Origin of the sequence: Promicromonospora sp. NPDC090134 (assembly GCF_044746965.1) — a bacterium.
In the GTDB taxonomy this organism is placed as follows: domain Bacteria; phylum Actinomycetota; class Actinomycetes; order Actinomycetales; family Cellulomonadaceae; genus Promicromonospora.
In genome coordinates this window covers 1,305,747-1,331,472 of record NZ_JBIVCZ010000001.1, presented here as the reverse complement: position 1 = coordinate 1,331,472, position 25,726 = coordinate 1,305,747, and the positions used below count along the sequence as shown (strand labels likewise).

The 25,726-nt window shown below is 72.2% G+C and carries 20 protein-coding genes and 1 riboswitch; of the genes, 8 read left to right on the top strand and 12 right to left on the bottom strand.

Annotation, left to right across the window (positions count from 1 at the left end; genetic code table 11):
* Positions 1-81: 81 nt before the first annotated feature.
* The gene (locus tag ACIPN7_RS05840; protein WP_400538912.1) at positions 82-738 is read left to right on the top strand and encodes a trimeric intracellular cation channel family protein; all 657 of its coding nucleotides are present in this window, start codon (positions 82-84) and stop codon (positions 736-738) included.
* An 18-nt stretch (positions 739-756) separates the two neighbouring features.
* Here the strand turns inward: ACIPN7_RS05840 and ACIPN7_RS05835 are convergent, their stop codons facing one another.
* The 3 genes from ACIPN7_RS05835 to glyA all read right to left on the bottom strand — a co-directional run bounded on the left by ACIPN7_RS05835 (position 757) and on the right by glyA (position 3,629).
* Positions 757-1,239, bottom strand: coding sequence for a VOC family protein (locus tag ACIPN7_RS05835; protein WP_400538910.1), 483 nt, complete (start codon positions 1,237-1,239; stop codon positions 757-759).
* A 223-nt stretch (positions 1,240-1,462) separates the two neighbouring features.
* Positions 1,463-2,344, bottom strand: coding sequence for a bifunctional methylenetetrahydrofolate dehydrogenase/methenyltetrahydrofolate cyclohydrolase (locus ACIPN7_RS05830; protein ID WP_400538908.1), 882 nt, complete (start codon positions 2,342-2,344; stop codon positions 1,463-1,465).
* Between the two features lie 4 nt (positions 2,345-2,348).
* Positions 2,349-3,629: a serine hydroxymethyltransferase gene (gene glyA / locus ACIPN7_RS05825; RefSeq protein WP_400538906.1), complete on the bottom strand. Its 1,281-nt coding sequence runs from the start codon at positions 3,627-3,629 to the stop codon at positions 2,349-2,351.
* A 98-nt stretch (positions 3,630-3,727) separates the two neighbouring features.
* Positions 3,728-3,814, bottom strand: a riboswitch (ZMP/ZTP riboswitch).
* A gap of 154 nt (positions 3,815-3,968) precedes the next feature.
* On the opposite strand from glyA, the gene ACIPN7_RS05820 reads away from it, so the two are divergent.
* The 3 genes from ACIPN7_RS05820 to ACIPN7_RS05810 all read left to right on the top strand — a co-directional run bounded on the left by ACIPN7_RS05820 (position 3,969) and on the right by ACIPN7_RS05810 (position 6,691).
* Positions 3,969-4,796, top strand: coding sequence for a hypothetical protein (locus tag ACIPN7_RS05820; protein ID WP_400538905.1), 828 nt, complete (start codon positions 3,969-3,971; stop codon positions 4,794-4,796).
* A gap of 75 nt (positions 4,797-4,871) precedes the next feature.
* The gene (locus ACIPN7_RS05815) at positions 4,872-6,260 is read left to right on the top strand and encodes an NAD(P)/FAD-dependent oxidoreductase (RefSeq protein ID WP_400538903.1); all 1,389 of its coding nucleotides are present in this window, start codon (positions 4,872-4,874) and stop codon (positions 6,258-6,260) included.
* Positions 6,261-6,298: 38 nt separating this feature from the next.
* Positions 6,299-6,691 carry a PPOX class F420-dependent oxidoreductase gene (locus ACIPN7_RS05810; protein WP_400538901.1) on the top strand — a complete coding sequence of 131 codons (393 nt, stop codon included), beginning with the start codon at positions 6,299-6,301 and terminating at the stop codon, positions 6,689-6,691.
* Position 6,692: 1 nt separating this feature from the next.
* Here ACIPN7_RS05810 and ACIPN7_RS05805 read toward each other — a convergent pair whose 3' ends face one another.
* Complete coding sequence (locus tag ACIPN7_RS05805; RefSeq protein ID WP_285103188.1) at positions 6,693-7,202, bottom strand: GNAT family N-acetyltransferase; 510 nt, start codon at positions 7,200-7,202, stop codon at positions 6,693-6,695.
* An 89-nt stretch (positions 7,203-7,291) separates the two neighbouring features.
* On the opposite strand from ACIPN7_RS05805, the gene ACIPN7_RS05800 reads away from it, so the two are divergent.
* From ACIPN7_RS05800 to ACIPN7_RS05790, 3 genes are all read left to right on the top strand, one after another.
* Positions 7,292-7,891: a GNAT family N-acetyltransferase gene (locus tag ACIPN7_RS05800; RefSeq protein WP_400538900.1), complete on the top strand. Its 600-nt coding sequence runs from the start codon at positions 7,292-7,294 to the stop codon at positions 7,889-7,891.
* Between the two features lie 9 nt (positions 7,892-7,900).
* A complete protein-coding gene (gene purU / locus ACIPN7_RS05795) occupies positions 7,901-8,761 on the top strand; it encodes a formyltetrahydrofolate deformylase (protein ID WP_400538899.1) in 861 nt (286 codons plus the stop codon).
* 155 nt (positions 8,762-8,916) lie between these two features.
* Positions 8,917-9,468 (top strand): hypothetical protein, encoded by a 552-nt coding sequence (locus ACIPN7_RS05790; RefSeq protein WP_400538897.1) that lies wholly within the window; start codon positions 8,917-8,919, stop codon positions 9,466-9,468.
* 269 nt (positions 9,469-9,737) lie between these two features.
* Here ACIPN7_RS05790 and ACIPN7_RS05785 read toward each other — a convergent pair whose 3' ends face one another.
* The 5 genes from ACIPN7_RS05785 to ACIPN7_RS05765 form a co-directional block, all read right to left on the bottom strand.
* Positions 9,738-10,622 (bottom strand): carbohydrate ABC transporter permease, encoded by an 885-nt coding sequence (locus ACIPN7_RS05785; RefSeq protein WP_400538895.1) that lies wholly within the window; start codon positions 10,620-10,622, stop codon positions 9,738-9,740.
* Positions 10,622-11,497: a carbohydrate ABC transporter permease gene (locus tag ACIPN7_RS05780; protein ID WP_400538893.1), complete on the bottom strand. Its 876-nt coding sequence runs from the start codon at positions 11,495-11,497 to the stop codon at positions 10,622-10,624. Before ACIPN7_RS05780 ends, ACIPN7_RS05785 begins: the two co-directional genes overlap by 1 nt.
* 4 nt (positions 11,498-11,501) lie before the next feature.
* Complete coding sequence (locus ACIPN7_RS05775) at positions 11,502-12,851, bottom strand: extracellular solute-binding protein (protein WP_400538891.1); 1,350 nt, start codon at positions 12,849-12,851, stop codon at positions 11,502-11,504.
* A gap of 175 nt (positions 12,852-13,026) precedes the next feature.
* Positions 13,027-18,492, bottom strand: coding sequence for a pullulanase-type alpha-1,6-glucosidase (pulA, locus tag ACIPN7_RS05770; RefSeq protein WP_400538889.1), 5,466 nt, complete (start codon positions 18,490-18,492; stop codon positions 13,027-13,029).
* Positions 18,493-18,618: 126 nt separating this feature from the next.
* Positions 18,619-19,065, bottom strand: coding sequence for a GNAT family N-acetyltransferase (locus ACIPN7_RS05765; RefSeq protein ID WP_400538887.1), 447 nt, complete (start codon positions 19,063-19,065; stop codon positions 18,619-18,621).
* A 23-nt stretch (positions 19,066-19,088) separates the two neighbouring features.
* Between ACIPN7_RS05765 and ACIPN7_RS05760 the strand changes: the two genes are divergently transcribed.
* On the top strand, positions 19,089-20,567 hold the full coding sequence (locus ACIPN7_RS05760; protein ID WP_400538885.1) for an MFS transporter: 1,479 nt from the start codon (positions 19,089-19,091) through the stop codon (positions 20,565-20,567).
* A gap of 27 nt (positions 20,568-20,594) precedes the next feature.
* Here ACIPN7_RS05760 and ACIPN7_RS05755 read toward each other — a convergent pair whose 3' ends face one another.
* The 3 genes from ACIPN7_RS05755 to ACIPN7_RS05745 all read right to left on the bottom strand — a co-directional run bounded on the left by ACIPN7_RS05755 (position 20,595) and on the right by ACIPN7_RS05745 (position 25,632).
* Entirely contained in the window at positions 20,595-21,206 is a 612-nt protein-coding gene (locus ACIPN7_RS05755; RefSeq protein WP_400538883.1) for a dihydrofolate reductase family protein, read from the bottom strand.
* A gap of 105 nt (positions 21,207-21,311) precedes the next feature.
* Positions 21,312-24,980: an ATP-binding cassette domain-containing protein gene (locus ACIPN7_RS05750; protein ID WP_400538881.1), complete on the bottom strand. Its 3,669-nt coding sequence runs from the start codon at positions 24,978-24,980 to the stop codon at positions 21,312-21,314.
* Between the two features lie 133 nt (positions 24,981-25,113).
* Positions 25,114-25,632, bottom strand: a complete 519-nt coding sequence (locus ACIPN7_RS05745) for a hypothetical protein (RefSeq protein WP_400538879.1) — start codon at positions 25,630-25,632, stop codon at positions 25,114-25,116.
* Positions 25,633-25,726: the final 94 nt, after the last annotated feature.

Below are 25,726 nucleotides of genomic sequence, written 5' to 3'. Positions count from 1 at the left end.
AGCCGGTCCCGCGCGCACCGCACGGTGCGCGCGGGACCGGCGGCGGTCACGGCACGACGAGCTCAGGGAACGAGCACCCGCATGGACACGATCATCCCCTTCGGCATCCCCCTCTGGGCCGAGCTCATCGCGGTGGCACTGGGCGCACTCCAGGGCGCGCTCTTCGCCGGCGCGTTCACCGACCGCCGCATCGACGTCCTGGGCACGGTGCTCGTCGGTATCGGAGTGGCACTCGGCGGCAGCCTGCTGCGCGACATCCTGCTCGGCGAGCCGCCCGCGGTGATCTACGGGCCTTGGTACGTCCTCGTCGCGGCAGCTGCGGCCCTCGCCGGGCTGTCCCTGCAACGGCTGTTCGCCCGCCTCGACCCCGTCATCCTGCCGCTGGACGCCGTCGTCATCGGCTTGTTCGGCGCGATCGGCACCTCGAAGGCCCTCGCCCTCGGGGTGCCCGCCGTCCCGGCGGTGTTCGTCGGCGCGGCGGCGGCCGTCGGCGGCTCCGTGCTGCGCGACGTGACGCTCAACCTCCCGGTGGCACTGCTGCACGTGGGCTCGCTCTACGCGGTCGCGGCAGCGGGCGGCGCCGCCCTGCTCGTGGCCCTCGTGGCGCTCGGGGTCCCGGTGCTCTGGGCCGCCGTCGCCGCGGTGGTGCTCACCACCCTGCTGCGGCTCCTCGCCGTCCGGTACGGCTGGCAGTTCCCCGAGCAGCAGGTCCTGGTCGTGCGGCGCCGTCCGCACTGAACATCCCGCGTGCGCGAGCTACGCGGCGTCGTGCGCGGCCCGCAGCGCGGCGACGTCGATCTTGCCCATCGTCAGCATCGCGTTCATCGTGGCGATCTCGGCGGGCGTCGCGTACGAGCCGCTGAGCCGTTCGAGCTCCTTGGGGATCACCTGCCACGACACGCCGAACTTGTCCGTGCACCAGCCGCACGCGCCGGGTTCGCCGCCGTCGGCGGTGAGCAGGTCCCAGTAGTGGTCGACCTCCTCCTGCCCCTCGACGGACAGGTAGAACGAGAACGCCTCGTCGAGGGTGCGGTGCGGCCCGGCGTTCAGCCCGATCACGGGCTGGCCGGCCACCGTGAACTCCACGACGAAGTCCGTGCCGGCGTCGGCACCCGGAGCGTTCTCCGGCGCCTTCACCACGCGCTCGACCGACGACCCCGGGATGTGCTCGGCGTAGAACGCGGCGGCCTCGCCGGCCTTGTTGTTCCCGAACCAGAGATGGGTCCGCACGCTCACCATGATGGCCTCCTGAGTCGCTCGGGGCCGTCGTCGGCCCTCGCATCAACTCTTCAGACGCCGCGGCGCCTCGCAACTCATCGCCCGCACTTCACCCACCGCCCGGCCGTCGCCCGGCCACCGCCCGGCCGTCGCCCGGCCAAGTCGAACGTAGGGGTAGTCGCCCTCTCGGTGCTGAGAGTGCGACTACCCCTACGTTCGACGGCAGTGCCGACGAGCCAGCCCGTCAGGCCAGCGAGCGCTCCGCCGACTCCACCACGTTCGCCAGCAGCATCGCCCGCGTCATGGGGCCGACGCCGCCCGGGTTGGGCGACACCCAGCCCGCGATCTCGGCGGCCTCGGGCGAGACGTCGCCGACGACCCGCGACTTGCCCGTCTCCGGGTTGATCTCGCGGGAGACGCCGACGTCGATCAGCACGGCGCCCGGCTTGACCATGTCGCCGGACACGATGCCCTTGACGCCCGCGGCGGCCACGACGACGTCGGCCCGGCGGACCAGGGCGGCGAGGTCCTGCGTGCCGGTGTGCGTCAGGGTGACCGTCGCGTTGACGGCGCGCCGCGTGAGCAGCAGGCCGATCGGGCGGCCCACGGTGACACCGCGGCCCAGGACCACGATCTCCTTGCCGGCGAGCTTGATGCCGTGCCGCTCCACCAGCTCGATGATGCCGCGCGGCGTGCAGGGCAGCGAGGACGTGATCTCCTCGTTGACCCGCAGCACCAGGCGCCCCAGGTTGGTGGGGTGCAGGCCGTCGGCGTCCTTGTCGGGGTCGACGAGCTCCAGCACGCGGTTGGTGTCGATGCCCTTGGGCAGCGGGAGCTGGACGATGTACCCGGTGCAGGCCGGGTCCTCGTTCAGCCGCCGTACCGCTGCCTCGATCTCCTCCTGCGTCGCGGTCTCCGGGAGGTCCTCCCGGATCGACGCGATGCCGACCTCGGCGCAGTCGCGGTGCTTGCCCGCCACGTACCACTGCGAGCCGGGGTCCTCGCCGACCAGGAGCGTGCCGAGCCCCGGCACGACGCCGCGCTCGCGCAGCGCCGTGACGCGGTCCTTGAGCTCCGCCTTGATGGTGGCCGCCGTGGCCTTCCCGTCCAGGATCTGTGCGGTCATCGGCTCAGAGCCCCGGGTAGAGCGGGAACGCGGCGGTGAGCTTCTCGACCCGCGCCGAGAGGGCGTCGACGTCGGTCGCGGCGCCGTCCTTCAGGGCCGTCGCGATGATGTCGGCGACCTCGGTGAACTCGGCGTCGCCGAACCCGCGGGTGGCCAGCGCCGGCGTGCCGATCCGCAGGCCCGAGGTGACGCGCGGGGGCCGCGGGTCGAACGGGACGGCGTTGCGGTTGACGGTGATCCCGGCGTCGTGCAGGAGGTCCTCTGCCTGCTGCCCGTCGAGCTGGGAGTTGCGCAGGTCGACGAGCACCAGGTGCACGTCGGTGCCGCCGGTCAGCACGGACGCGCCGGCCGCGGCGACGTCGGGCTGCGAGAGTCGCTCGGCGATGATCGACGCGCCGCGGAGCGTGCGCTCCTGACGGTCCCTGAAGGACTCGGTCGCGGCGACCTTGAACGAGACGGCCTTGGCGGCGATCACGTGCATGAGCGGGCCGCCCTGCTGACCCGGGAACACCGCGGAGTCGATCTTCTTGGCGTACTCCTCCTTGGAGAGGATGAAGCCGGAGCGCGGCCCGCCGATCGTCTTGTGCACGGTCGAGGAGACGACGTCGGCATGCGGCACGGGCGACGGGTGCAGGTCTGCGGCCACGAGGCCGGCGAAGTGCGCCATGTCGACCCAGAGCTTGGCGCCGACCTCGTCCGCGACCTCGCGGAACGCGGCGAAGTCGAGGTGGCGCGGGTAGGCCGACCAGCCGGCGATGATGACGTCGGGGCGGTGCTCCAGCGCCTTCTTGCGCACCTCGTCCATCTCGATGCGGTAGGACTGCGGGTCCACGCCGTAGGCGCCGACGTCGTACAGCTTGCCGCTGAAGTTGATCCGCATGCCGTGCGTGAGGTGGCCGCCGTGGGCCAGCTCGAGGCCGAGGATCTTGTCGCCCGCGTTGATGAGGGCGTGCAGCACCGCGGCGTTGGCCTGGGCGCCGGAGTGCGGCTGGACGTTGGCGTGCTCGGCGCCGAACAGGTCCTTGGCACGGGCGATCGCCAGGTTCTCGGCGATGTCCACCTGCTCGCAGCCGCCGTAGTAGCGGCGCCCCGGGTAGCCCTCGGCGTACTTGTTGGTCAGGACCGAGCCCTGGGCCTCCAGGACGGCGCGCGGCACGAAGTTCTCGGACGCGATCATCTCGAGCGTGTCGCGCTGGCGGGCCAGCTCACCGGTAAGGACGGCGGCGATCTCGGGGTCGAGCTCGGCGAGCGGGGTGGAGAGCGGGTCGGGAGTCGATGCGCTCATGGTTCCTCGATTCATGCGGGACGGGGAGAGGTCGGACGGCGGTGGAGGGCACACGCGCCGTGACACGACTGGCCCGGGCGTGCACCTCTCACAAGGTGACCCAGGGCCCAGGCGAACGACCCGTCGTCGGCATGACTCGTCGCTCCCCGGTGGTGATCCACCTGACGCCAGTCGCGACCCGAAGATCGTAGCAGCGGCGGCCGGAGCCCGTACCGCGCGGCCGGGGTGCGCCCGGGGTGCGCCCGCCTCGCACCCGGCCGCAGGCCAGGAACCGCAGGATTGCAGCGAAAGTACCTGAGACCCTTTTGCGATTCACCCCGACGTCGCTACTGTGCCGCCATGCCCTCCCCCGTGTCACCGGACGCAGGTGTTCCGGAACACCAGCCAGACCCGCGCCGCCGCCAGTCCCAGCCGGGCCGGCACACCGGCCAGTTCGAGCCGGTCCAGCGCCCCGGCCAGTTCCAGCCACGGACCGGTCAGTTCCCGGCCCGGTCCGGCGCGACGCCGCTGGGGCAGGCGCAGCCACCCGGCCGCACCCCGCCACCCGGCCCGGACCTGCCGTCCGGCGGGGCCGACGGCGGGACCGGGCGGCGCAAGGGCGGCATGCGGCGGGACTGGATCTGGTCCGTCGTCGCCTTCCTCGTCGCCGCCGGCGTGATCGTCGCCGTGGGCATCCACTTCTTCGGACCCGACGGCACGGACGAGACCGCCGCCGCGTGGGCGGTCGACGCGTGCGCCGGACCGAACCCGTCGCCCTCGGGCACGGACGGGGCCGACGCCTACCGACCCCTGCTGTGCGACGACCCCGACGCCACGGTCTCGATCCTCGAGATCCAGGACGCGGTGTCGTTGGCGCAGCTGCACTGCCCGGCCGGCACCGACGTCGTCTTCCAGAAGGACGGCCAGGCCGGCGGCGAGACGCAGGCGGTGTGCGCGCGCAACCTGGCCGACGACCACCCCGGGGACCCGGGCAAGGGCGGCGGACAGCTCGTGAGCGGCGACTGCGTGGACGGCAACGGCGGGGAGCTCGCCTGCTCGTCGGACGGCGCGCGCAAGGTCTCGGGGCTCATCGTCAGCGGGATGGAGTGCCCCGAGGGCACCCAGGACAAGCTCGAGCTCGGGTACGACGCGACCCGCAGCTTCGAGACGGTCTGCCTCGCCGGCTGACCGTTCACCTGCGGCGTCATCCAGCTCTCACCTGGCCGAAACCAGCATTCATCGGGCATTGGCTAGATTTGCGACATGGGGCACCGGCGGCAGACCGTCTTCGAGCGTAACGTTCCGGCCAGGTCTGTCGTCGACCATGCCCTGTCCAGGACGCGTCAAGCGGTGTTCTGGCAGGACGACCTGGGCGAGCCCGCCGCCTACCCCGTGCTGTCGGCCCCGGTGCGGGCCGACGTCGCCGTGGTCGGCGCCGGGTACGCCGGGCTGTGGGCGGCGCTGCGGGCCAGGCAGCGCCACCCCGGCGCGCGGGTGGTGCTGATCGAGGGCAGGTCCGTCGGCTGGGCCGCGTCCGGCCGCGACGACGGGTTCTGCGGCACGCGGCTCACGCACGGCGGCCGGCCCGACGCCGACGAGCGCGCCGCGCTGACCCGGCTCGGCCAGGAGAACCTGGCGGCCGTCGGGTCCGCCGTGGTCGAGCTCGGCCTGGACTGCCCGTGGGAGCGCACCGGCGTGGTCGACCTGGCCGTGGAGCCCCATCACATCGACCGGCTGCAGGAGGCCGCGGGCGCCGCCGCCCGGGTCGGCGCACCGCACACCCTCCTCGACCGGGCCAAGGTGCGCGCCGAGATCGCCAGCCCCACCTACGAGGCGGGCCTGGTCCGCCCCGACGACATCGTGCTCACGCACCCCGCGCGGCTGGCCGCCGAGCTGGCGCGGGCGGCGAGCGCGCTCGGCGTCGAGATCTTCGAGCACACGCGGGTGACCCGGCTGGTGCCGCCGGGGCGGGACGCGGGCGGTGACGTCGTCCTGCGCACCACCTCGCCCGCGGGCGAGGCCGCCGTGCGCGCGGACCGTGTGGTGCTCGGGACGGGCGCGTTCCCGTCCCTGCTGCGGCGGTACGGCCGGCACACCGTGCCGGTGTACGAGTACGCGATCGCGACGGAGCCGCTGTCCGCCGAGCTGTTGGGCGCCATCGGCTGGCGCGGCCGGCAGGGGCTGCGGGACCTGGCCCGCCGGGCCCACCGCTACCGGCTCACGGCCGACGACCGGATCGTGTTCGGCGGGCACGACGCCGTCTACCACCCCGGCGGACGCATGCGGCGCACCTACGAGAACCGGCCGGCGGCCTCCCGGCGCCTCGCCGAGCATCTCCTGACGACGTTCCCGCAGCTCGAGGGCGTCCGCCTCACGCACCGGTGGGGCGGCGCGGCCGGCACCCCCAACGGGTCCGGCCCGCTCCTCGGCCAAGCCGCCGGCGGCCGCGTGCAGCACGTGGCGGGGTTCGCCGGGCTCGGCGTCGTCGCGACGCACTTCGCGGCGGAGGTGGCGCTGGACCGGTTCGACGTGCTCGACGGCGCCGCGGAGACCGAGCGCACCGCGCTCCGCACGCTGCGGCACGTCCCGGCCCCGTACCCGCCGGAGCTCCTCCGGTCGCCGGACGCACTTGGCCGGGGCCGCGATACCTGATTGGCTGCGGCGAACGCCCGACGTCAAAGGAGCACGAAGTGACCAAGCCCCCGGTCCCGGAGCACATCGCGAAGGTCCTCGAACGCCCGAACCACGCGGTCATGGCGACCGTCCGGCCCGACGGCGCGCCCGTGTCGGTGGCCACCTGGTACCTGTACGAGGACGGCCGGGTGCTGCTGAACCTCGACGGCACCCGCAAGCGCCTGGACCACCTGCGGGCGGACCCGCGCGTGTCCCTCACGGTGCTCGACGGCGAGAGCTGGTACCGGCACGTCAGCCTCCAGGGCACCGTGACGATCACGCCCGACGAGGGACTGGCCGGCATCGACCGGCTCTCCGTCCACTACGGCGGCAAGCCCTACCCGAACCGCGAGAACCCACGGTTCGACGCGTGGATGGAGATCGAGTCCTTCCACGCGTGGGGCTTCTGAGCTACTTCTCCTGCGGCACCGGCTGCGCGCCCGCGGCACCGAGCACACGCCGCAGGTAGGTGTAGGTCAGGTCGCCCGCGGCCTTGTCGTACTGCTCCTCGTACCCGTGCTTGGTGTACAGCGCGAGGTTCTGCTTGGAGTCCTTGCCGGTGAAGACCCAGATCTCCGTGGTCTGCTCCGGCAGGTACGGGAGCACGGCGAACAGCATCTCGGTGCCGATGCCGCGGGCCTGCTTGTCCGGGGCCACGGCGAGGCGGCCGAGGGTCGCCTTCTCGCCCTCGATCTCGACGCGCACCGAGCCGATCATCCGGTGGCCCTCCCACGCGCCGATCGTCACCACGTCGTCCCGCGCCAGGTCCTCGCGCAGCTCGGCGAGCGTCTGGGTGAGCGGGGGGATGTTCGGGTCGTCGTACAGCTGGGCCTCGGTGACGAACGCGGCGCGGCGCAGCGTGAGGAGCTCGCCCGCATGGTCGTCCTCGACCAGGGCGATCGTCGTGGTGGAGTTGCTCATGGGTCCATGGTGGCAGAGGTGACACGCCCGGGTCGACGGCGACCACGGTCCGGTCCGGCGTGTCGGTGACCCGGCGTAGGTTCGGGGTCATGGAGCGTATCGAGGTGCGGCCCGCCGTCGGGCGGTACGACGACTTCTACGAGGTGGTGGGCGTCAAGAAGCCGGGCGGCGGTGGTTGCTGGTGCATGAGCTACCGGGACAGCCGCGTGCGCAACGACGAGCGTCCCGACTACATGCGGAACCTCTGCGAGACCGAGCCCGGCCCCGGTGTGCTGGTCTATGTCGACGACGTCGTGGCGGGCTGGTGCTCGATCGCGCCCCGTTCCACGTACCGCCGGCTCATGAACAGCCGCACCATCCCGTTCGTCGACGACCGCGACGCCTGGGTGGCGGTGTGCTTCGTGGTCCGCGCGGGGTATCGGAAGCGGGGCCTCATGCACCACCTGCTGGCCGGTGCCGTCGAGCACGCGCGGGCGCACGGCGCCGAGGTGGTCGAGGGCTACCCGGCCGACACGGGTCCCGACCGCGTGGACGTGATCAGCGGCTACGTCGGCACGGTGCGCATGTTCGAGGCGGCGGGCTTCGAGCGGGCGGCCGAGACGGGCGGGGTGAGCGGCGGCCGACGGCGCTGGGTGATGCGCCGCGAGCTCTCGCGGGACGAGATCCCGCCAGTCGCCGCTCCGGGTTAGCCTGACCGCGTGAACGACGTGACCGCTGCCACCCACTGGATCCTGACCCTGTCCTGCCCGGACCAGCCGGGAATCGTGCACGCGGTGGCCGGCATGCTCGCGGAGCACGGCGGCAACATCACGGAGTCGCAGCAGTTCGGCGACCCGACGTCGGGCCTCTTCTTCATGCGCGTGCAGGTCGAGTCGACGGCGTCGCGCGAGGAGCTCACCACCGCGATGACGCAGGTGGCGGGCCGGTTCCAGATGACGTGGACGCTCGACGTCGTGGGCCGGCGCATCCGCACGCTCGTCATGGTCTCCAAGGCCGCGCACTGCCTCGTGGACCTGCTCTACCGGGAGCGGTCGCAGCGCATGCCGATCGACGTCGTCGGCGTGGTGGGCAACCACCGCGACCTGGAGGACATCGCCGCCTTCTACGGCAAGCCGTTCCACCACGTGCCCGTCACCAAGGACACCAAGGCCGAGGCGGAGGCCACGCTGCGGGGCCTGGTCAAGGAGACCGACGCCGAGCTCGTGGTGCTGGCCCGGTACATGCAGATCCTGTCCGACGAGCTGTGCCGCGACCTCAGCGGGCAGGTCATCAACATCCACCACTCGTTCCTGCCGTCGTTCAAGGGCGCGGGGCCGTACCGGCAGGCGCACGACCGCGGCGTGAAGATCATCGGCGCCACCTCGCACTACGTGACCGGCGACCTCGACGAGGGACCGATCATCGAGCAGGACGTCGAACGCGTGGACCACTCCCGCACGGTCGAGGACCTGGTGGGCATCGGCGAGGACGTCGAGCGCCGCACCCTGGCCCGCGCCGTCCGCTGGCACGCGGAGCGCCGGGTGCTGCTGGACGGCCGCCGCACGGTCGTCTTCCGCTGACCGCCCGGGTCGAACGAGCCACTGAGAGCAGTCCCCCTCAGGAGGCCGTCCCGGCGCTCCAGACATAGAGTTGTCCCCTGCCGAGGCCAGAAGCGCATGCCACGGCCTAGATATCTCGCGCACTGGCGTTCGAACGGGGACCTTTCTTGAAGTGGGTGTCGACCAGCACGGAACTGGTACGCGAGCCACCGCGCAGGGCACAGGTATACGTCGACGAGTCGAAGGCCAAGGGGTTTCTGCTGGTCGGCGTCTTTGTCGCGTCGGGTGCCGTGTTGCACCTCCGGAGCGCTCTGCGAGCCCTTCGACGCCCCGGGCAGAGAAGCATCCATTTCGTCTCGGAACGCGATGCCGTGCGGGACGCCGTCGTACGCACGCTGGTCGAGCTGGACGTGTACGCGCTCATCGTCTCGGCGCCGGACCGGCGGACGCCGCAGACGCCACGAGAGCTCTGTGTCAGGGCTCTCGCCAGGACGTGCGTCGAGAAGGAGGCGTCCTTCCTCGTCCTCGAGACGGACCGGACTCTTGTTCCCGACGACAAGCGGTGGCTCTTCGAGGAGCTGCACAAGACCGACGTTCGTTACGACCACCGGGAACGGCACGAGGAGCCGTTGCTCTGGGCCGCGGACGCCATCGCCTGGGCCTGGAACCGGGACCAGTCCTGGCGGGCGAAGGTGCGCCCTCTCGTGCTCCACGAGATCCACGCCTGATCGCAGGGGACAGCGCGAAGCCCGAGACACCGACCGTCCGGAAGGCTCTCGGGCTCACTTCTCGGGGCTACTGCCCCTCGCGCTCTCAATAGTACTAATTGCCTGCGAGGCCGCAAGACCTCCGCGCACCCCGAGGAGCGCCCGCTCGAACTGGTAATGCGCCGAACGTAGGGTTGGTCGCTTCATGATGCTCCATGGAGCGACCAACCCTACGTTCGGCTACCCGGCCAGCCCGGCGGCAGCCCGGCCGGCCGGACCGCCAGGCCGCGTCAGCCCTTGACCGCGCCCGCCAGGGCGAAGGCCGAGCCCGAGATGCGGGTGACCAGCACGTACAGGCCGAGCACCGGCGCGGCGTAGAGCAGCGAGTACGCGGCGAGCTGCCCGTAGGCGACCGACCCGTACTGGCCGAAGAACGCGAAGATGCTCACGGCCGCCGGCTGCTTCTCCGGGGAGAGCAGCAGCACGAACGGGACGAAGAAGTTCCCCCAGGCCTGCACGAACACGAAGATGAACACCACGGCGATGCCCGGCCGCATGAGCGGCAGCACCACGCGGCGCAGCGCCTGCATCGCGGACGCCCCCTCGGTCCATGCCGCCTCCTCCAGCGAGATCGGCACCGAGTCCATGAAGTTCTTGGTCATCCAGATCGCCATGGGCAGCGACGTCGCGGCCATGAAGAAGATGGTTCCCGGCAGCGAGTCGAGCAGGTTGAGCTGCACGAACAGCGCGTACACCGGGACCATGATCGCCGTGATCGGCAGGCAGGTGCCGAACAGCACCGAGTACAGGAAGTACTTGCCGAACCGCATGCGGTACCGCGACAGCGGGTAGGCCGCGAGCACCGCGACCACCACCGTGATGGCCCCCGACCCCGCGGACAGGACGAACGCGTTCCACAGCGGCAGCCAGGTGAGCTCCGGCGTCATGATCGCCGCGAAGTTAGCGGTGGTCACGGCGTCGGGAAGCCCGAAGGAGAGCGTCGCCTCGGCGTCGAACGACGCCACGACCACCCACGCCATCGGGAGCACGAAGCACAGGGCGATCACGAGCAGCACCACGTTGGCGGCCACCTTGGTCGCCGTGCCGCGGGGCGCGGCCAGCGATCCGGCCCCGCTCCGGGCCGGCGCGGCGGGCCTCGTCATCGTGTCCGTCATCAGTCCACCTCCGGTCGGAGCGCGCGGATGTAGATCACGGAGAAGATCCCGCCCACGATGATCATCACGGTCGCGATGGCCGTGCCGTAGCCGACCTGCGCGAACTTGAACGCCTCCTGGTAGGCCAGGATCGGCAGGGTCGAGCTGTCGGTGCCGGGTCCGCCGCCGGTCATCACGTAGATGAGCGTGAACACGGACAGGGTCTGCAGCGTGGTCAGCATCAGGTTGGTCGAGATGCTGCGCCGGATGACCGGGACGGTCACGAAGGCGAGCCGCTGGAACCCGTTCGCCCCGTCGAGCTGGGCGGCCTCCGTGAGCTCCGGCGGCACCTCCGCGAGGGCGGCCGAGTAGACCATCATCGAGAAGGCGGTACCCCGCCAGATGTTGGCGAGGATCACCGCGAGCATCGGGGTCGAGTAGAGCCAGTCCGGCCCCGTGATCCCGATGCCGCCGAGCAGCGTGTTGAGCGTGCCCTCGGAGTGGAAGAACGCGTACGCGGCGAACGCCGCGACGATCTCGGGCAGCACCCACGCGGCCACGACGACCGTCGAGGCGATCGAGCGCACCGGCTTGACCGCGGAGCGGAGCAGCCCGGCCAGGGCGATGCCCATGACGTTCTGCCCCACCACGGCGGAGAGGAACACGAACACGACGGTGAGCCACAACGACTTCGGGAAGTCGGGGTCGCTGACCAGCGCCGCGTAGTTGTCGAACCCGATCCACTCCGGGCTCAGGGCGGCGGGGCCGGTGAGGGCGGCGTTGGTGAACGAGCCGTAGAACGACCAGATCACGGGGCCGAGCATGAAGAGCGCGAGCAGGACGACGGCGGGCGCGAGCGGAACCACCCGCGCCACGCCGCGGGACGTGACGGCCATCAGGTCAGCCCTGGACCGTGTTCTCTTCGCCGACGATGCCCGTCACCGCTTCGTCGTAGGCGGCGGCCGCCTCCTCCGGTGTCTGCTGGCCGGTCATCACGGCCTCCATCGCGACCATGATCTCGTTGGAGACCTTCGGGTAGTCGGACGTCGCGGGCCGGAAGTTGGTCACGTCGACGAGGCCGGTGAAGAACTCGGTGGTCGGGTTGGTCGCCGTGTACTCGGGGTCCTCGGCGACGTCGGTCCGGACCGCGATCTGGCTGTTCGCGACGTCGAACCAGAGGGAGTTCTCGCGGTTCAGCGCCATCGAGATGAACTCGAACGCGGCGTCCGGGTTCTTGGAGCCGGAGCCCATCGCGAGGGTCCAGCCGCCCGACATGCTCACGGCACCCGGGTCGGAGCCGTCCTGGGTGGGCATCGGGGCGGTGCCCATCTTCTCGGACCACTCGGGCCACGGCGCGACGCCGGACTCGAGCCAGTTGCCCGCCACCCAGGAGCCGTCGAGCGCGATGCCGACCTTGCCCTCGGGCAGCCACTCGGCCTGCACGGTGTTGCCGATGTTGGTGTCCAGCGCCTGCTGCGGCGTGGGCGCGAGCCCCTCGGTGAACACGGTGGTGATGAAGTCGAGGCTGTCGACGAAGCCCTGGGAGCCGAGCACCCACTTGCCGTCCTCGTAGAGGGTGTCGCCGGTGCCGTACAGCAGCATCTCGAAGCCCTGCATCACCGCGGCCTCACCCTGGGGCTTGCCGGAGTACATGTTGAACGGGACCACGTCGGGGTCGGACTCCTTGATGGCCCGGGCCGCCTCCAGCAGCTCGTCCCACGACTTCGGCGCCCAGTCCTCGGGCAGGCCCGCCTTGGCGAGCACGTCCTTGTTGAACCACAGGCCGCGCGTGTCGGTGCCCATGGAGACGCCGTAGGTCTTGCCGTCGTCGCCCGCGCCCGCCTCCTTGGCGCTGTCGACGAACTGCTCCCACTCGTCCCACTCGGCCAGGTAGTCGTCGAGCGGGGCCAGGTACCCGGCCTCGACGTCGGACTTGATCATGTACGTGTCCTCGTACATGACGTCCGGGGCGGTGCTGGGCGACCGGTTCATCAGGGCGAGCTTGGTGAAGTAGTCGTTCTGCTGCGCCTCGATCGGCACGAGCTCGACGGTGATGCCGGGGTTGGCCTTCTCGTAGTCGGCCTTGACGTCCTTGAACAGCTCGTCGGCCTGCGTGAAGTTGCCGAACTTCTGGTAGGCCACCTTGATCGTGGAGGAGTCCGAGCCGCCTCCACCGGAGCCACAGGCACCGAGCGAGAGGGCGAGTGCCGCCGCGGTGACGGGTGCGATGAGGAATCGTGCCGTGCGCATGAAGCTCCCTTGCGTCGTGCGAACCCGGCAACGCCGCCGGGCCAACTGACGCACACGATTCACCCCTGGCGGGCCCTAGTCAAGGGACTCCGCCGAAGAATTGTCAGCGCTGTCACCTACCCGGCGCCCGGCGGGCCACGTCGCGACGGCGGGGCGCCGCGACGTGGCCCTTCGCTCAGCCCCGCGGGTCCACGAGGACTGCCACGGTCCGCGCCGGGACGGTGACCGCCCCGGCCGAGCGGTCCCAGGTGGTCTGCCGCACGACGGCGTCCGCCCCGCGCGCCTGGATGCGCGAGAGCGCGTAGTCCCGGCCGGCGAGCTCGGGCACCTCGACCGTGGCCGCGTCCGGCGACGCGTTGAACACCACCAGCACGCCGTCCAGCTTCCGGTCGACGTCGGTCCGGCCCGCGCGGTCGTCGATCGACATGGTGATCACACCGGGCACGGCGTCCGGCCCCGAGCCCGGGAATGTCACCTTCTGCTGGATCAGGTCGGCCGAGCCCAGCCGGAAGAGCTCGGTCGAGTGCCGCAGCTCCAGCAGCTCGCGCGACTGCGCCGCGGAGAACCCGATGTCGTCGGCGTCCGGCTTGAGCGCGGCGTCGGCGAGCAGCGGCCGCTGGTACGGCCACGTGTCCTCGTTGTCGGCGGCCATCGGCAGGCCGCGGCCGAACCCGTTGTCCTGCCCCGACCAGTCGATCGTGTTGAACCAGTCGCCGGAGTCGAACGAGTTGCGGTCCAGGGACTTGGAGCGCAGCAGGTCGGTGCCCGCGTGCCAGAACGAGGGCGACTGCGACAGCGCCGCCGTGGCCAGCGAGACCGTGTTCATCCGCACCCGGTCCGACATCGTGGTGTCCGCCGGCAGCTTGAGCGTCAGCAGGTCGAACAGCGTCTCGTTGTCGTGCGCGTCCACGTACGTGACGACCTCCTCGGGCGAGTCCGCGTAGCCCGCAGGCGCGCCCCGGTAGTCCAGCTCGTCGCCCCGGACCCGCTCCCCGGACGAGGTGGTGACCTCGTAGGCGCGCAGGTTGCCGGCCAGGCCGAGCTTGACCAGGTCGGTCTGGTGGGCCAGGTCGGCCGCCTCGTCCGCGCCGCCGTCGTTGACCGACGCCGGGTCCTCCAGCCGGGCCTCGTTGCCGTTCGGGTCGGTGAACAGGCCCGTGCCGAAGCCCTGCGTGAACAGGGACGACCCGTCGACGGGCGAGCCGCCGTGGACGGCGTCGCGCAGGCGGTCGCTGAAGGTGCCGATGCCCGTACCGCCGAGCTGGCCCTGCGTGGCCTGCTCGAACCGGGCGTTGCCCGCGACCTCGCCGAAGTCCCAGCCCTCGCCGTACAGGTACACGCTCTTGCCGTCCACCCCGTCACGCCGCAGCGTGAGCGCGTCGAGCCCCGCCCGCACGGCCTCCATGTTCTCGCGGGAGTGGTGCCCCATGAGGTCGAACCGGAACCCGTCCACGTGGTAGTCGCGGGCCCAGGTGACCACGGAGTCCACCATCAGCTGCTGGGCCATGGCGTGCTCGGTCGCGACGTTCTGGCAGCAGGTGCTGGTCTCGACGGCGCCCGTGGTCGCGTTCTGCCGGTGGTAGTAGCCCGGCACCACGCGGTCCAGCACCGACTTCGGGTCCTGGCCCGACGCCGCGGTGTGGTTGAACACCTGGTCCAACACCACCTGGAGCCCGGCGCCGTGCAGGTTGCCGACCATCGAGCGGAACTCGGCGACGCGCTCCCCGCCGTCGGCCCGGACCGCGTAGGAGCCCTCCGGCGCCATGAAGTGGTACGGGTCGTAGCCCCAGTTGAAGGCGTCGCTGCCCTGCACCTCGGCGACGGCGGCCTGCTGCTCCGTGCCGTCGGGCGCGAACCCGGACAGGTCGCCCGTGGTGGCCTGGTCGGCCCGGTCCTCGGGGATCGTCGCGATGTCGAACGTGGGCAGCAGGTGCACGGTCGTGAGCCCGGCGTCGGCCAGCGAGCGCAGGTGCCTCATGCCGTCCGAGCTCTTGACCCCGAACGCGCCGTAGGTGCCGCGCAGTCGGGCGGGCACGGTCTCGTCGGAGCTGGAGAAGTCGCGCACATGCAGCTCGTAGATCGTCTGGTCCACGGCCCGCTCCACCCGCGGCGCGGGCGTGGTGCGCCAGACCTTGGGCTGCCATGCCTTGTCGTCGAGGTCGACGGCGACCGAGTGGGTCGAGTCGAGCGTGAGGCCCACCGAGTAGGGGTCGGTCACGACGTTGGTCTCGACCTGACCCGTGCTCGGCACGTACACCTCGACGGCGTAGCGGTAGCGGGCGCCCTGCCAGTCGAGCCTCCGGTCGGCGCGACCGCCGTCGAGCGTCCAGGCGCCGTCCCGCTGCCGAGTCATGGCGAAGGTGCGCGGGGTGGTGTCCAGCGAACGGCCCGCGGGCCACGCCTGCAGCGTCACGGCGCGGGCGGTGGGCGCCCAGAGTGCGAACGAGGCGCTCCTGCTGCCCCGCCAGGTCACGCCCAGCGCACGGTCGGTCGCGAACAGGTCGTCCAGCACGCCGGGGATCTGCACGCCGGTGGCGGCGGTCAGGGTCTCGCCGTCGTGCCGGGTCAGGCGCAGCGCCCCCGTCAGGGCCGACGCCGCCGCGGCCCGGCTCAGGCCCTCGACCTCCAGGGCGAGGTGGCCGGCCAGGTGGGGGAAGTCCTCGGCGACGTCCGCGGGCAGTTCGCCCGGGGTCAGGGCGTACGACGCCGCGTCCGTCTCCAGCGCCCAGGTGTCGCCGCTGCCGAAGCCCGCGGCCGGGACCAGGACGAGGCCCTGCCGCACCCAGTGCGCGGCCTGCTGGCCCTCGCCGGGTGTACCCGGGGTGCCGACCTCGACCGACGGCACCTTGGTCGCCGGGTCCCAGGTGAAGGTGACCGGGCCGCCGCCGGTGGAGTAGGCGACGTTGGCGCCGTCCCGCACGCCGTCGGCGCCGTAGTTCTCGGCCCAGGAGCCGTTCAGGGCCACCTTGAACTCGTAGGAGCCGGCGGGCAGCTCGAACGTGCCGGTGTAGGTGCCGTCGTCGGCCAGGGTGAGGCGGGCGGCCTCGCAGTCCGGCGTCCAGTCCCCGGCGCAGCCCATCTCGCTGTTGTGCGAGCCGGGCACGGTGACCAGGTCGATGTCGGGGTCCGTGGGGTCGTCGACGACGCCGCTCACGTCCACGCCGACCGACGCGTACGAGCTGGCGGCGGAGTGGTCGCCGTCCGCGTCGCGCGTGACCGCGCGGTACTCGACCAGCGTGCCGTCGGGCAGGCCGGCGCCGTTCGCGGAGACGTCGTGGAAGACGCGCGGGGAGGTGTCCTCGGCGGTGCCGAGGTCGTGCCACTCGTCGGTGCCCACGGCGCGCCAGGCGAAGGAGGTCTCGGCCCAGGCGTCGTCGATCCCGGCGGCCACCGGGGCCACGCCGGTCACCGCGGCGCCCGGCCGGGCGTTCGCCCCGGGGACGACGGCGGCGACGCCGGCCGAGTCGGCGCCCACCGCACGGTCCGCGACCAGCACGACCGCGGAGCGCGCGGGGACGGTCAGCGTGACCGCGCCGTCGGCGTCGGCCGTGACGGGGGTGTCGGTGCCGTACAGCGGCGCGAAGGTCGCGCCCGGGGTGAGCGTGTCGAACGTGACCGTGCGCTGCTGCGCGGCGTTGTTCGCGGCGACGAGGTGCTCGACCCGCTCCTCGCGGTCGACGCGGGAGAAGGCGTAGACGCCCGCGCCGTCCTCCGCGTAGCCCTCGATCTGGGCGCCGCTCGCCAGGGCCGGGTGGTCCTCGCGCAGCTCGGCCAGGGCGGCGATGTGCTCGTAGAGCGGCGCGTCTGTGGCGTAGCGGTCCACGCTGCCGGCCTGCTCACCCGTCACGAGCGGCTGGTCGGCGTACTCGTCGACCTGCGTCGCGAAGAGCGTCTGCCGGGCGTCCTTGTCGCCGCCGGTGCCCGCGAAGCCCTGCTCGTCGCCGTAGTAGACGACCGGCTGGCCGCGGGTGAGGTACATGAGCTCGTGCGCCAGCTCGTCGCGTTCCAGCGGGTTCTCGGCGCCCGCGAGCATGTAGCCGACACGGCCCATGTCGTGGTTGCCGAGGAACGTCGGCAGGGCGGACGGGCTGCTGTGCGGCGTCGTGTACAGGTCGTCGGAGGCGTACAGGTCCGCGAGCCGCTGGGCGCTGTTGCCGCTCGCGTAGCTCGTGGCGGCCGATTGGAACGAGAAGTCGAGCACGGAGCTCATGTCGGTGCGGCGCACGTACGGGGAGGTCTTGGCGGCGTCGGCGTCGTACACCTCGCCGAAGGTGAAGAACTCGTCCTTGCCCCGGTCCCGGGCGTAGTCCTGGATCTCGGTGGACCACTCCTCCCAGAACTCGAAGTTCACGTGCTTGACCGTGTCGATGCGGAACCCGTCGATGCCCAGGTCGATCCACGCCTTGTAGATCTCCTCGAAGCCGTCCACGACGGTGGGGTGCTCGGTCATCAGGTCGTCCAGGCCGCTGAAGTCGCCGTAGGTGACCGACTCGCCCTCCCACGTCGAGTTGCCCCGGTTGTGGTAGAGCGTGGGGTCGTTGAGCCAGGCCGGGACCTTGACGTCCTGGTCGGCCGGGTCGACGACGGGCGTGTACGGGAAGCTGGCGGCGGCGTCGAGCTCGGGGAAGCTGCCCGTGCCGGCGAAGTCTGCGGGGTCGAACGGGTTGCCGGCGGCGTCCTGATACGGGGTGGTCGCCTGGTCCACGTAGTCGTAGGTGCCCTCGGCGTAGTCGACGACGTCGGCCGTGTGGTTGGTGATGATGTCGAAGTAGACCTTGAGCCCGCGGGCGTGGGCGTCGTCGATCAGCGCCTCCAGCTCGGCGTTGGTGCCCAGGTGCGGGTCGATCCGCGTGAAGTCCGTGATCCAGTAGCCGTGATAGCCGGCGCTCACGTCCGCGCCGGAGCCCTGCACCGGGCGGTTGAGGAAGCTGGGGGTGAGCCAGATGGCCGTGGTGCCCAGATCCTCGATGTAGTCGAGGTTCTGCCGCAGGCCGGCGAGGTCGCCGCCCTGGTAGAAGCCCTTGTCGGTCGGGTCGAAGCCGGTCGTGAGCCGGTCGCCGTCCAGGCCACCCTCGTCGTTGGACGCGTCCCCGTTGGCGAACCGGTCGGTCATCACGAAGTAGAAGCGCTCGTCGCCGCCCGGCTGGCGCACGGGGTCGTGGACGAGGGCCTCGTCCACCTCCGTGTAGTCCCCGGCCAGGGTGAGCGGCGTCAGCGCGGTGCGGTGGGTCGTGTCGTCGTAGGAGACGCGGACCGTCGCGGGCCCGGCCAGGTGCAGGGGCGCGTTCTCCGCGCCGCCGTCGCGCCCGTAGGACTCGTCCCACGCGTCGTCGAGGGCGACCTTGTACTCGTACGTTCCCGCGGGGATCTCGAACTCGGCCACGAAGGTGCCGTCGCCCTGGGCCACCAGTTCCGTGGCGGCGCAGGCCGGGTCCCAGTCGGCGGCGCAGCCGAGCTCGTCCTGGAGGCTGCCGACCAGGGCGGCGGTGCGGTCCGTTGTGGCTGCCGTGGCTGCCGTGGCTGCCGTGAGCCTGGCCGGCGCCGCCGAGGCCGACGCGGCGAGCCCTACCGAGGCCACCAGCGTGACGGCCACGGCGGCCGCGCCGACCTGTACGGGGCGCGGGCGCGCGGTGCGAGACATGGATGACCCCTTCGTCGTCCGGAACCCAAGTGTGTGATCCGAGCGCGACTGTAACGCTTGCAGAACCTTGCAGCAAGAGTCGGGGGACGCCAGTTCTAGCGGTAGGCGAAACGCGCGCAAGTGGTATCAGAGCGGGAGCTTGAAACCCTCGTGCGACTGCTCGTAACCGAGGTTCCGGTAGAAGCGGTGGGCCTCGGGCCGCTGCTTGTCGGACGTGAGCTGGGCCAGCGCGCAGCCGCGCGCCCGGCCACGGTCGTGCGCGTGCTCCATCATCAGGCGACCGATGCCCTGGCCGCGCTGCGCCTTGTCCACGCGCACCGCCTCGACCAGGAGCCGGGAGGCGCCGTTGCGGGAGATCCCGGGGATGAACGTGAGCTGCATGACGCCGATCACCTCGCCACCCGCCTCGGCGACCACCAGCTCGTTGTCCGGGCTCGCCGCGACGGCCTCGAAACCCGCGACGTGCGCGGCGCCGTAGGTGCCGGTCCGGGTGGCCGCGACGGCGTCGTCGGCGATGAGTTCGACGATCCGCTCGAGGTCGTCCCGTTCAGCTTCACGAAAGGTCAGTTCCATGGCGCCACCCTAGGCTCGTGCCTGTGACCACCTCCCCCACACCCGCGGCCCCGGACGACGCACCGGGCGCACCCCCGCGCAGCTCCTGGCTCGCACTCGCGGTGCTCATCCTCGGCGTCTCGATGGCTCTGCTCGACACCACCATCGTCAACGTCGCGCTGCCGACCATCCGCACCTCGCTGGACGCCTCCGAGGGCACGCTCTCCTGGATCATCTCCGGGTACGCGCTGGCCTACGGCCTGGCCCTGATCCCCGCAGGGCGGGTGGGCGACCGGGTGGGCCACAAGTGGGTCTTCGTCGTGGGCCTGACCGGGTTCACGCTCGCCAGCCTCTGGTGCGGCCTGGCCAACGGGGCCACCGAGCTCATCGTGGCGCGCGTGGTCCAGGGCCTGTGCGGTGGCATCTTCTTCCCGGCCGTCACGGCGCTGATCCAGCTCATGTTCACCGGCCGCACCCGCGGCAAGGCGTTCGCGGTGATGGGCGCGGCCATCGGCTTCTCGACCGCCCTCGGCCCGATCATCGGCGGCCTGCTCATCGAGGCATTCGGCGAGAACGAGGGCTGGCGCTCGATCTTCTTCGTCAACCTGCCGTTCGGCGTGATCGCGGTGGCCGCCGCGATCGTGCTGCTGCCGCGGATCGTCGTCGGGGGCGCCGCGCGCGGCGTCGACGTCGTCGGGCTGCTGCTCGTCTCGGTGGCGCTCGTCGCCCTCCTGGTGCCGCTCATCGAGGGCGAGGACGCCGGCTGGCCCTGGTGGACCTTCGCGTCGCTGGTGGGCGGGCTGCTGCTGCTCGTCGCGTTCGCGTTCTGGGAGCGCCGGGTCGTGGCCCGCAACGGCAGCCCACTGGTGCCGCCGCACCTGTTCTCGCACCCCGCCTTCACCGGCGGCGTGATCCTCGCGCTGGTCTACTTCGCGGCGTTCACCAGCATCTTCTTCACCATCTCGATCTTCTGGCAGTCCGGGCTGGGCCACTCGGCGCTGGCCTCGGGCCTGGTGTCGGTACCGTTCGCCATCGGCTCGATCGCGGGCGCGTCGCAGAGCGAGCGGCTGTCCCACCGGCTGGGCCGGACCGTGCTCGTGATCGGCACCGGCATGGTCGCCGTCGGCCTGGTCTCGGTGTGGCTCGTGCTCTGGCTGGTACCCACCGGAGACCTGACCCACTGGTACCTGGCCGGCCCGCTGCTGATCGGCGGCATCGGCAGCGGCCTGTTCATCGCGCCGAACGCGCAGTTCATCGTCGCCACCGTGGACCGCGACGAGGCGGGCGCGGCGTCCGGCGTGATCGGCACCATGCAGCGGATCGGCTCGGCGGCGGGTATCGCCGTGGTCGGCTCGGTGCTCTTCGGCTCCCTCACGTTCCCGCCCGGCCGCCCGACACCGGAGGTCGTCGCCGACGCCTTCGCGCACAGCGCGACCCTGGCCATGGCGACCAGCGCGGGGCTGTCCGTGGGGGCGTTCCTGCTGGTGTTCGTGCTGCCGCACCGGGTGGAGGCGCCGCGGTAGCACCGGGGCCGGCCCGGCGGCTCGCGGTCACACCTCGGGGAGCTGACCCACCGCCTCCTCGTAGCCGCCGGTCGGAGGGTTCGGGTCCGGGGTGTAGACCAGGTAGACGAGACCCGTCTTGAAGGGTGTCGCCGACAGGAGCTTCATCGGCCGTTCCGGGTCGCCGTCCTGGAACAACCGCAGGCCGCCGCCCGCGGTGGCCGGGTGCACGAACAGGTGCAGCTCGTCGAGCAGCCCTGCGTCGAGCAGCTGCCGCACCACCGAGATGGAGCCCGACAGGCCGATCTTGTGGATCGAGGGGTCGTTCTTCAGCGCGGTGACGGCCTCGACCAGGTCGCCCTGGAGCTGCTCGGAGTTGCGCCAGGTGAGGTCGAGCGGGCTGCGCGAGGCGACGATCTTGCGGATGTCACCGATCCGCCTGGCGAACCCGGCGTCCTCTCCCCCGGCCTCCTCGCGCTCGGGCCAGGCGCCCGCGAACGAGTCGTAGGTGATGCGCCCGAACAGGAAGACGTCGGTGTTGTGCGTGTCGTCGACCGCCGCACCCAGCTCGTCGTTGAAGTACGGGAAGTGCCAGTTGCCCTTGTCCGGCTCGACGACGCCGTCGAGCGCCATGAACAGGCTGGACACGATCTTCGCCATGGGGTTCTCCTCGCTAGGTGCCGCACCGCGGCTCTCCCCCCGGTCCGACGACGGCGGGCGGGCGGACTCATCGCCACCTCGGCAACGAGTCTGCCCGCCCCCCGATCAGCCCGCCAGGTGGCTCCAGCGCGGAGCCAGACCCGACCACGGGCCGACGTCGGCCACGGCGCCGTCGACGAGCACCACCACGCGGTCGGCGCGGGCGAGCGCCGCACGCTTCGACGTCGCGCCGACCACGGTGGTGCCCCGCTCCCGCAGAGCAGCCCACAGCTCGATCTCGGTCGAGGCGTCCAGTGCGCTGGAGACGTCGTCCGCCAGCAGGAGCTCGGTGTCCGCCGCGAGCGCCCGCGCGAGCGCGAGCCGCTGCACCTGGCCGCCGGAGAGACGCACACCGCGGTGGCCCACCAGGGCGTGCGGGCCGCCGGCGTCCCGCATGTCCTGCTCGAGGCGTGCGCCCTGGACGGGGCCGTCGATGTCACGTGCGTGGTCGAGCTGCACGTTGTCGGAGAACGAGCCGGACAGCACCCGCGGCACCTGGGCCACGTGCGCCACCTGGCCGGGGCGCAGGAACGCCTGGGCGTCGGTCACCTCGGTGCCGTTCCACCGGACGTGGCCGGTGTGCTCCATGAGCCCGGCCAGCGCGGACAACAGGGACGACTTGCCCGACCCGACCTGCCCGAGCAGCAGCACCAGCTCGCCCCGGCGGATCTCGAGGTCGACGTCGGAGACGCCGATCGTGCCGTCGTCGTGCACCGCGGTCAGATCGCGCAGCTCCAGGAGGTCGAGCGGCTCCCGCGGGGCCGGCTCCGGGGCGGGCGCGATGCCTCCCACCAGGTCCACTCCCGGCTGGCGCGAGACCAGGTCGGTGCCGCCGGCGAACCGGGCGGTCGCGACCTGCCAGGCGCGGGTACCGGGCGCCTCGGTGACCACGGCGCCCGCCACGACCCCGAACCACGCGAAGCCGGTCACGGCGTTCGCGACGAGCAGCGTCGTGGCCAGGTCCCACCTGCCCGTGAGCAGGAACGACCACGCGACGACGACGCCCGCGTACAGGGTCACGAGCGGCACCGAGTCGAGCACCGCCTGCACCCGGTGCTCGAAGATCGCGGCCTTCACGCGGCCGGAGTCGACATCGCCGAGGTGGCGGCGCACGTCGGGCGTGCGGGCGGCGAGCTTCACCGTGCGCGCCGAGTCGAGCGCCGACACCAGGGCACGGCCGAACCGCGCACGCGCCGCCGAGGAGCCGGCCGCGGAGCGGCCCGCGATGGGCCGGCCGATGGCCGAGGCCGCCGCGGAGACCACCATGACCGCGAGCAGTACGGCACCGGCGGTCCAGGTGCCGCTGATCAACGCCGTGACCGCCACGATCGCGAGGCCGTTGACGAAGTCGACCCAGCGGTCGGCGTACCGCACGAAGCGGTCGGCGTCCATGGACCGGGCCACCACCTCGCCGGGCGGCGTGGCGGGCAGCCGGTACTGCCGGGTCTGCCCGTGCATGACCGACATCCGGATGCGCAGCAGCACCTCGACCCACCAGCGCGGGTAGACGCCCAGCGCGCGGGAGATGAACAGCGGCTGCAGGAGCAGCAGCGCGGCGAGCGCGACCAGCAGGCCGACAGGCAGCTCGCCGGTACCGACGACCTCGACCGTGCGGCCCCACAGGAACCCGCTGACCGCGCCCTGCGCCGCGACGAGGCTCGCCAGGAGGAACAGGACCGCGCCGAACACGCCCCACTTCGGGCGGACGAACAGCGCGTGCAGCACGCCGCGCGCGAGGCTCGGGCCGTCCCCGGGCGGGGTCAGGTCGGGCGGGGTGCCCGCCCGTCGGCGGCCGCCGACGGCGTCGGGCGTGGCCGCGTCGGGCCCGGCCACGCCGCTGGTGCCGGCACCCGCGTCGCGCGCGGTGGCCTCGGCGTCGGGTGCGGCCGTGTCGGCCTCGCCGTCCGCGGACGCCGTGACCGTCTGGGCGCGCACCTCGGCGACGGCCGGCGTGGGCTCGGCCGCCGAGTCCTCCAGCGAGCCGTCACTAGCGCCCGCCTCCAGCAGCGAGCGGAACGGTCCGGGCGTGCGGGCGAGCCGCGCCCGGGGGCCCTGCTGCACGACGCGGCCGCGGTCGAGGACCGCCACCAGGCCGGCGCGCTCGATCGTGCCGAGCCGGTGCGCGATGAGCACACCGGTACGCCCGCTGAGCAACCGGTCGGACGCGGCGACGACGCGCGCCTCCGTGAGCGGGTCCATCCGCGCGGTCGCCTCGTCGAGCACGACGAGCTGCACGTGCCGCACGAGCAGCCGCGCGAACGCGACAAGCTGCTCCTCCCCCGCCGACAGCGTGGTGCCGCCGGGGCCCAGGAGCGTGTCGAGGCCGTCGGGCAGGCCGGCCGTCCAGTCGGTCAGGCCGAGCTCGCGGACCGCGGCCTCGATGTCGGCACGCGGCACGTCGGCGAACAGCGCGATGTTCTCCGCGAGCGTGCCGGCGATGATCTCGGTGCGCTGGGTGACCACACCCACGGCGCCGCGCAGCTTCTGCAGGTCCAGGTCGCGCACGTCGGCGCCGCCGAGGAACACCGACCCCCGCTCCGGCTCGACGGCGCGCGACAGCAGCGCGGCCAGCGTCGACTTGCCGGAGCCGGTACGGCCCACGAGGGCGACGGTCTCGCCGGCGGGGACCAGCAGGTCCACGCCGCTCAGAGCAAAGGTGCCCTCGTCGTAGGCGAAGGTCAGGTCCCGCAGCTCAAGACCGAGCGGACCCTCGGGAAGGTCGTCGCCGCCCTCAGGCTCGGGCTCGACCTCCAGCATCTGCCGGATGCGCAGCACCGCGCCGAGGCCCTCCTGGATGTCCGGCAGGTGGTGCACCAGGTTGTCCATCTGCCCCACGAACATCGCGGTGACCAGGAACAGCGTGACGAGCTGCTGCACCGACAGGCCGCCCCCGGCGGCCACGACCGCACAGGTCACCGCGGTTCCGGCGAGCAGCGCGTACATCACCAGGCCGGCCCGCCGCAGCAGGCGCTCCTCGACGCGCACCACCTCATGGAACTTCCGGTGCACGATCGCCGAGAGCTGCGCGACGCGGCGCACGGCGAACGCCTGCCCGAGGCTGGTGCGCAGGTCGTTCCGCGCGGCGACCGCCTCCTCGAAGGCGGCGGCGTGGTCCGTCCAGGCGGCCTCCTCGATCACCTTGCGGCGCGCGATCTCGCCGAGCAGAGGCCGGGTGAGCAGGGCGACGATGCCGCCCAGCACCGGGAACAGCAGCCAGGCCGGCCACCAGGTGATGCCGGCGATGATCCACATGGGCACGACGCCGACCACCGTGCGGCCGGCGCCCCACAGCTGGCGGCGCACGAGGGTGCCGACGGCGTGCGTGTCGTCGTCGACCCGGTCGAGCACCTCGCCGACCGCCTGCTCCGAGAGCGTGGCGAGCGGCTGCCGCAGGGCCGCGCTGAGCAGGTCGCTGCGGAGCTTGCCCTCGGCGCGGTCCACGACGCTCGCCCAGGTCACCTGGCCGATGCCGTCGAACACGGCACCACCGACGACGCACACGGCGAGCAGCACCAGCCCGACGACGGTCGCGTCGGCGGCCAGCCGGCCGGCCGCGACAGTGCCCAGCGCCAGGCCGACAGCACCCGCGGTGAGCGCCAGCAGCGCGACGACCGCGGCGGGACCGCGCAGCCGCCGCCAGTCGAGCCGGCGGGCCGGGTCGGTCGGCGTCGGCGCAGGGCGAGGCGACGCCTCAGGAAGTGGCGTGGTCTCAGGGGTGCGCGGTGCGTCGATCATCGTTTCCCGAGGCTACGTCGAGACACCGACACTCCCCGCCTCTTTTTCCACAGGAGCGACCAAGGTCACGGTGGAGCGGTCCCGGAGGCTCACCGGGCCGGCAACCGTGCACACGGGCCGATCGATGTGCCGGCTACTGCAACGCGGTGCAGGCGTCGTCCTTCGGCGCACAGATGGAGACCTGGTACAGGTAGGAGAACGTTCCGCTTCCGCCGCCCGCTACCCAGTCCACGTCGAATCCCTCGAGCGTGCGGCTCTGGTCGACCTCACGTTCCAGCTCCACGAGGAGCGTCGACACGCCGTCGAGCCCGGCACTGCCGCACTGGCTGCTCACCACATGATGAGACACGTCGTATCCGGATCGTGTCAGCGAACCACGGTCCGCCGCATCGTCCGCCGCACCCGGGACCACGGTGAACGAGGTCACCGTCACCTCGGCGGCGTCGATGGCCCGCACCTCGGTGACCGTCCCGTCGTCCGCCCCGGCCACGCAGATGCTCATGAGCCCCACGAACATCGGCTCACCACGCTTCATGTCAGCCATCGCGCTCGACATGACCCCGTTCGAGTCCGGCCCGCCTGCGCGCCGGACCTCCACGGCATTGGCCGAGCATGCGGCGGCGAGGCAGACCACCAGCCCGACCGTTCCCACGGCGAGCGTGATCCTCGTCGGGCGTGCGAGCAGGGGGCGGGTGGAAGTCCGAGTCCGGACTCCCACCCACCCCCTCATCACAGCCCTCCAACCC